The 6,437-nt window shown below is 67.7% G+C and carries 4 protein-coding genes and 3 pseudogenes; 4 read left to right on the plus strand and 3 right to left on the minus strand.

The genetic code is table 11. The features are described 5' to 3' along the window. Positions 1–189 precede the first annotated feature (189 nt). Positions 190–559 (minus strand): annotated as a pseudogene (locus tag ACZ5VD_RS43755) (transposase); the annotation flags it as partial. A 129-nt stretch (positions 560–688) separates the two neighbouring features. Here ACZ5VD_RS43755 and ACZ5VD_RS43760 point away from each other — a divergent pair. Further along, on the plus strand, positions 689–2,173 hold the full coding sequence (locus ACZ5VD_RS43760) for an NF041680 family putative transposase (RefSeq protein WP_468686068.1): 1,485 nt from the start codon (positions 689–691) through the stop codon (positions 2,171–2,173). A gap of 74 nt (positions 2,174–2,247) precedes the next feature. Beyond that, entirely contained in the window at positions 2,248–2,721 is a 474-nt protein-coding gene (locus ACZ5VD_RS43765; protein WP_468686069.1) for a hypothetical protein, read from the plus strand. Positions 2,722–3,591: 870 nt separating this feature from the next. On the opposite strand, the pseudogene ACZ5VD_RS43770 reads toward ACZ5VD_RS43765, so the two are convergent. Next, positions 3,592–3,960: pseudogene (locus ACZ5VD_RS43770) on the minus strand (hypothetical protein); the annotation flags it as partial. Positions 3,961–4,062: 102 nt separating this feature from the next. After that, a complete protein-coding gene (locus ACZ5VD_RS43775; protein WP_468686070.1) occupies positions 4,063–4,620 on the minus strand; it encodes a hypothetical protein in 558 nt (185 codons plus the stop codon). 287 nt (positions 4,621–4,907) lie between these two features. On the opposite strand from ACZ5VD_RS43775, the gene ACZ5VD_RS43780 reads away from it, so the two are divergent. Beyond that, positions 4,908–5,318 carry a hypothetical protein gene (locus ACZ5VD_RS43780; protein ID WP_468555184.1) on the plus strand — a complete coding sequence of 137 codons (411 nt, stop codon included), beginning with the start codon at positions 4,908–4,910 and terminating at the stop codon, positions 5,316–5,318. Positions 5,319–5,577: 259 nt separating this feature from the next. Further along, positions 5,578–6,319, plus strand: a pseudogene (locus ACZ5VD_RS43785) (SDR family oxidoreductase). The last annotated feature ends 118 nt before the right edge of the window (positions 6,320–6,437 follow it).

Raw genomic sequence — 6,437 nt, forward strand, 5'->3', positions numbered from 1 at the left:
TGAACACAGAACTCGAACGGTTCCGGCAGCGATAGTGCTCACCTGCTGGCGGCTACGGAACCGAGCATTCCCCGATTCCGTAGCTCCCATTAGGCTGCGGTTTCGGGCCGGTGCGGGCCAAGGTGATGGCCCTGCCCTTGAGAACGATCAGTCCCGTTGAGCTTCGCGGGAGGGCGGCTGCCCGCTTCTGCGGGTGATGCGCCTGGTCATGAGGGTGATCGCGGCCCAGGTGATGAGCGATTCCGAGTGCTGGATGAGCCGTTCGTAGTCGCGTGCGTGCGTGCCTGCGGGCGTGCATGACCCAGGCGTGGGAGCGTTCGACGACCCAGCGCCGGGGCAGCACGACGAACCCGGAGGCGTCCTTGGGGCGGCTGACGGTCTTGATCGTCAGGTTCAGGAAGGTCTTCGCCCAGGTCACGAGCTGTCCGGCATAGGCGGAGTGGGCCCAGACGATGGTGATTTCGGGGTGCATCAGCCGGAGCCGGAAGAGCACTTCCTTGGCCGCGTTGCGGTCGGTCATGTCGGCCGGGGTGACCATGACGAACAGCGGCAGGCCCTTAGCTTGTCGTTTAACGTCTGGGCATCGAACGGGCTCGAGCTTGTCCGGAGTCTTCCCAGTTCACCGGACGTATCAGGGGCTGGGAAACGATCCTTGGGGCAGGGTCGCTGCGGCACGGAGGCCGGGATCGTGGAACTGGTCGAGCCCAAGCATCAACGAGACGCGTTCACAGGGGTGGTGGAGTTCCGATCGGAGCTGTACGCATGCATGGTCTCCAGAAGTGACGCGCTGTTTGAGCTGTGCGATGCGCTGCTGTGCTCCGATGGGCCGGTCCGTACTCTCGTGGACCTCGCCCTCGCGCCCGAGCATCGGAGGGGCCACGGCGCCCTGTACTCCGGTCTGAACCGGGGCCGGATCGATGTCGCCTGGCTTCGGCGGGCCCTGGCCGGGGCGCCCTTGCCCAGGGCCGGGGACGGCCGCCTGGTGTTGGCGGTGGACGTCTCCCCGTGGCTGCGGCCGGACGCTGATACGTGCTCGGACCGCTCCTTCTGCCATACCTTCGGCCGGGGCCTGGGCAAGCACCAGATGGTTCCCGGCTGGCCGTACTCGATCGTCGCTGCCCTGGAAACCGGCCGTACCTCGTGGACGGCATTGCTGGACGCGGTCAGACGGGAGCCCGGCGCGGACCTGGCCGCCGTCACCGCCGACCAGGTCCGCGACGTCATCGAACGTGTCGTGGAAGCCGGCCAGTGGCGGCAGGGCGATCCTGATGTCTTGGTCGTCCTTGACGCCGGCTACGACGCATCCCGAATCGCGCACCTCTTGGTCGATCTTCCGGTCGAGGTGCTGGGGCGCCTCCGCTCTGATCGGGTGATGCGCAAGCCCGTCCCGGTGCCGTGGATCTGCCCGCCGCAAGGCGGCCGCCCGCCCAAGCATGGCGGCGAGTTCGTCTTCGGCCGACCCGAGACCTGGGGCGAGGTCACCGCGGTGACCGTCACCGACACCGACCGATACGGGACGGCGACCGCGCAGGCATGGGATCGACTGGACCCCCGGCTGACCCGGCGGGCGGCGTGGCTCGACCATGAGGGACCGTTGCCCGTCATCGAGGGCACCGTGATCCGGTTGACGGTCGCGAAGCTGCCCAGCGGCGGGGTGAACAAGCCCGTCTGGCTGTGGTGGTCGGGCACCGGCGCCGGCCCCGCCGAGGTCGACCGGTGCTGGCAGGCGTTCCTCCGCCGCTTCGACGTGGAGCACACCTTCCGACTGCTCAAGCAGACTCTCGGCTGGACCAAGCCGAAGCTGCGGGACTCGGCGGCGGCAGACCGCTGGACCTGGCTCGTCCTGGCCGCACACGCTCAGCTCCGTCTCGCCCGCCCACTCGCCCAGGATCTACGTCGGCCATGGGAGCGGCCGGCGGAACCGAACAGGCTCACCCCGGCCCGGGTCCGGCGGGGGTTCAGGAACCTGCACGCGAAGACAGGCACACCAGCCGGTGCACCGAACCCGTCACGGCCCGGCCACGGCCGCCCGCTGGGCTCGAAGAACCGGCGGCCCGCAACCCGCTACGACGTCGGACGAGTCCTCGCCACCGGCGAGTCATACACCCGACCCGCACACCACAAGGTCGGCACCAAACCCAGACGCAGCTCTGAACCGAGTGCGGCAGCGTGAATCTCTGGGCCACCAGCATGAAAGTCGTGCGACCATTCGTCGGCCAACAGGGCCACGAGCGGGAACGAAGGACGATGGAATACATCAATCTGGATGCACAGGTCGGCAACCTGTCAGGCGTCATATCCCCGGCTCGATACCTGGAGCATCTGCCGTCGCTGGCTGACGATCTGCCAGCCGGGGCCCGGGCATTCGCCACTGCGCCAGAGCACTACGACTTGTCCAGCAAGCGGTGTGTGAAGGATCTGGAGGTCCAGCACATCCGCGGCGTCGGAGCTGATGACCAGCAGTTGGAGATCCAGTTCCGGCACAACTGCTGGAAGCACGACGAAGACCTGGTCATCCGCTACGCAGGTGTCTCCAGCTTCGATGGCGGAAGCATCGAGGACAACGACTGGGTGACCGTCGGGACGGTGATCCTCGACGAGGTCCTGCCCCACCAGAAGGGTTGCAGTCACGAGATCGCGTTCTGGAACGGCTCACTCACCGTCGTCTGCCATGATCTCGTCGCGACCTGGACCGCGGCTGACTGCCCCGACAATTCATAGACCAGCAAGTCCCCTGCCCTCAGAGGTTAAACGGCAAGCTGAGCAGATGAGCTGCTGGGCGCCTTGCCGCAGGCCTGCGGTACGAGAGGGTCAACTTGCCCCCGGCCGCGCGGGACCGGGCGGCGGTTGAGGGGGTGGGGGTCTGTTCTGGCGGGGGGTGACCTGGGTGTGTGTCACTCCGGTTGGTGTTCGGGCTCTGTGTGGTCTGGGCTGGTGAAGCTGGGGTGTGGGTGGGGGGTGCTGTGGTCCGGGCTGGTGAGACCGGGGCGGTGGTATCCGAGGTGTTTGTGGTGTGGCGCTGGTCGGTGCCGGGCGTGTTGTACGGTGCCGGGCGGCGGTGCCGGGATCGGCCAGTGCCTCTTGGAGGAAGGGCAGGATGCCGCGCTCCAGGAGGGCCTTGCGCCAGGATTCTCTGGCCTGCGCCACTTCTGTGCTCATCTCGCCGTACGGTCCGGCATCGGGCGAGGAGCGGTTGCGCGGGGAGGCGGCCCCCAGGGCGATCATGCCGAGGGCGATGATGCCCATAGTCGCGGATCCGAACACCTATCCGGCGCCCGTCATGGCCCGGGCAGACGCCGGCCCGGCGCTGAACGTCTTCTGGGCAAGACCGGAGAGGAAGAAGATCGCGGCGGCGGCTGCGGAGAGGGCGGCGGCGGGAGCGGCATGGACCGGCAGCCTCGTGGATCCACCCGCCTCTCTCGTCATATGGGCCAGCGTGCGTGCCGTCGCCGATTCCGCTGCTGCCGGTTCCTCCGGATGTACATGCAGGCCGAGCACCGCCGTCAGCAGACGGCGGCCGTAGGGCATCCTGGCCCACCGCGGCGCGGCGGCTGCGCCGCGGATCAGGCGGTGGCCCTCTTGCCCGGTGCTGAGGCCGGCCGCATCGGCGGCTGCCGGGCGGGTGCCGGAGTGGGGGAAAGCGGATGAGGCATGGACGGATGCCGACCCCGTGGACGTGGGGGTGGACGGCGCTGGTTGGCGTAGTTCCTCGCGGATCCTCACGTGGTGCTGGTACTCGGTCGCCGCGGCCGCCGTGATGAGTGCGGTGGCGTTGAGTGCCATGGTGTGCAGCTGTTCGGGGTTGAGTCGCTGGCCAAGAGCGGCGAGTTCAGGGCGGTGTGGGGCGGAGGGCAGCGCTTCATCGAGGATCCGCTTGTATTCCTGGCGGTCCTTGCTCAGCAGGTGCTGCGGAATGCTGTTCACAGCCCTTCCTCCCTGATCGCTGGCCCCTGCCGCCATCGTGGCGTGGCTGGGCCATTGCGGCCAGGTCCCGTCCTCTTGGCCAAGTCCGCGGGGAAGGAAGCGTCTTCGAGGCGTGTGGGCTCCGGGTGCTGCGTTCGGTTAGCTGGATGCTCGCCGGGTGTGGGCTCTGGTGTGCGAGCGACTGCGCCGGGCGGCCTGGGTGAAGAAAGTCTGCCGTTCGGGGGACAGCGGGCTTTCGGGCGAAGCGGAGGGCTGGGCCGGGCCGGCGGGGGACGGGGAGGGCTCAGCGCGGAGCAGGGGAGCGGACGGTGTTCCGGCGGCTGTGGCACGCGGGGCCTCTGCGGTGCTGAGGCCTTCCGCGCCGCCCGCGCTCCCGGCGCCAGGAGCCGACGACACCCCGGGCTCCGTGGCTGTCTCCGTCGCCTCGGCCGGCCGCCGCTGGCCCGTCACTGCCTCGTTCACCGTCTGGACGCGGGTGAGCTGGGTGGGCAGCATGGGGGCCGGTATTGCGACGACCAGAGCAGCGTACTCACCGCTGATCTGTCCCGTGGTGCCGAACAGCACCGCGGCACCGGCGCCCATCAGGGTGTGCAGGGCGGGCGCGACGATATCGGTGGAGGGGTCGAAGTACTCCTGGAACCGCGGGGCCTGCCTGGCCGTCAGCCGACAGTCGCGGCGAACGGCTTGCCAGGTCACGAATCGGGTGTACAGGTCCACAGCCCCACGCAGGGCGTGAGTGCCGGCTCAGGTTGCGGTGCCTCCTTGAACGAACGAGAGATGCTTCATCGGTCGGTGTGCCCCGGGGCTGGCTATGTTCATGAGTTTCGACGGCAGATATGCACTACTTCGGTGGGCGCCCCGCCCGGGCCGCAGTTGATGTTCACGAGAACGGAAGGCACCTTGTGGACCTGCGTGCCGGCCGGGTGGAGGTGGGCGTCGACTGGGCCACGCGCCGGCGTCAGCGCGCCCCGTAGGCTGATCTGATGTTCGGTCGTTTGGAGATCAGGGTGTTGCCGCCGGGACTCCGGTTCGCTGCTCAGGTGCGGTTCTGGGTCAACGGCGAGGATCTGGTCGAAGAGGCGGTCGGTGAAGGCGGCCGCGGACCGTACGTGGCTGATGCGCTGCCGGCCGGCCGCCCCAGCCCTCTCCGGGCGACCGGCGAGGCGCGCCGCCTGGAGTTGGGGGAACCTGACTGCACCGGTGGCTGCTGCGGCTTCTTGACCGTGGTTGTGCAGCGGTTCGGGGAGATCGTGCAGTGGTCGAACTGGGAGGTTCCGTCGCAGGCGCACACCCCCGTGCCCAACCCTTTGCCCGGGCTCCGCTTCGACGCGGGTCAGTACGACGCCGAAGTGGCTCGCTCTGAGGCGGACCGTTGGTGGCAGATGCACCCGTAGCCCAGCACCGCGCGCCCCCGCTCGGCTGCGGGCTCTTGCCGGCCACGCGTCCTTGGTCAACCGAGAACGCCTCCCCAGGACCAGGTGCTGTCGAAAGTCGTGAACATTCCGGCCAGGCTGCGACCGCCAAACGCCTCCCGAACCGACGTAGAAGTGCTGCCCGTTCCCGTGAACAGAGCCACCGGGGCCTTTGCTCTTCTGGGGCCGCTTGGTGGGTATGGACGTTCGTGACAGGCGAGTCGTCAATGCGGGAGAGAATATGGCAGTGCTCACAGGCAAGGCAGCTGTCGTTACCGGAGGCTCGCGGGGGATTGGCCGGGCTGTCGTGCTGTGACTCGCGCGGGAGGGAGCGGCTGTGGTCTTCAACTACGCGCGGAATGGGGATGCTGCGGATGAGGTTGTGCGGCGGGCTGAGAAGGCTGGCGGGAAGGTCATTGCGGTTCAGCTGGATCTGGCCGAATCCGGCGCAGCCGAGGAGTTGTTAGCTGCAGCTGAACGTCAGCTCGACGGCCTGGACATTCTGGTCAACAACGCGGCTATGCATACCGAAGTCGTGCCCATCGCGCAGACGACCGAGGCTGATTTCGACAGAGTGATGGCTGTCAACGCAAAGTCGGTTTTTCTCACTGTGCGTTACGCTGCACGGCACATGCGGGACGGCGGGCGGATCGTGAATATTTCCACCCTCAACACCGTTTTCCCCGCACCCGGCAACGCCCCCTACGCGGCCAGCAAGGGGGCCCTCGAACAGCTGACCTTGGTAGCTTCACGTGAACTGGGCGCGCGGCATCACGGTCAATACCGTCTCGCCCGGTGCCACGGACACCGATCTTCTGAACGCGTCCAACGAGCCGGAGAAGCTGGCGATGGTTATCGGAATGACCTCGCTCGGACGCCTCGGCCAGCCCGAGGACCTGGCGGACGTGGTCGCCTTCCTTGCGGGGCCGGACGGACGATGGCTGACGGGCCAGAACATTCGTGCCAACGGAGGCGTCCTGTAGCCACCAGGAACGCCGGTGTTGTGTGACAAATCTGCTAACGATCACTAGGTGAATGGATGCGCTGACGTGTGTATCTAGTGATCATTTCGGGATCTCTTGCCGTGGTACGGCATGGTTC

Source organism: Streptomyces sp. NPDC032822, assembly GCF_055578825.1.

Excerpts from the sequence above, each read along its gene's own strand:
- ACZ5VD_RS43765 (WP_468686069.1), top strand. The coding sequence starts at position 2,248 with ATGGAATACATCAATCTGGATGCACAGGTCGGCAACCTGTCAGGCGTC.
- ACZ5VD_RS43780 (WP_468555184.1), top strand. The coding sequence starts at position 4,908 with ATGTTCGGTCGTTTGGAGATCAGGGTGTTGCCGCCGGGACTCCGGTTC.